This is a genomic window from Enterobacter cloacae complex sp. P12RS (assembly GCF_014895875.1).
Taxonomy (GTDB): Bacteria; Pseudomonadota; Gammaproteobacteria; order Enterobacterales; family Enterobacteriaceae; genus Enterobacter; species Enterobacter bugandensis.
The window spans coordinates 1-306 of the sequence record NZ_JADBQO010000068.1; the positions used below are offsets into that span (position 1 = coordinate 1).

Genomic DNA, 306 nt, shown 5'->3' on the forward strand with positions numbered 1-306 from the left:
TTTTTAAAGAGCAAAACTTCGCAGTGCACCTTTTCAGGTTCACTCTGAAGTTTTCTTGGGTTCGCAGTAAAAGATGGTGGAGCTATGCGGGATCGAACCGCAGACCTCCTGCGTGCAAAGCAGGCGCTCTCCCAGCTGAGCTATAGCCCCATCGTTTTGCCAACCTCTTCAAATTTGCTTCGCAAATTTGGTAGGCCTGAGTGGACTTGAACCACCGACCTCACCCTTATCAGGGGTGCGCTCTAACCACCTGAGCTACAAGCCTGTAGAGGTTTTTTACTGCTGTTTTTCATCAGACAATCTGTG

2 tRNA genes are annotated in these 306 nt (G+C 49.0%); both read right to left on the reverse strand.

What is annotated here, in order from left to right:
• Nucleotides 1-74: 74 nt before the first annotated feature.
• Nucleotides 75-150: transfer RNA gene (locus IM284_RS22570), tRNA-Ala, on the reverse strand.
• A gap of 38 nt (nucleotides 151-188) precedes the next feature.
• Nucleotides 189-265 (reverse strand) — tRNA-Ile (locus IM284_RS22575).
• Nucleotides 266-306 lie beyond the last annotated feature (41 nt).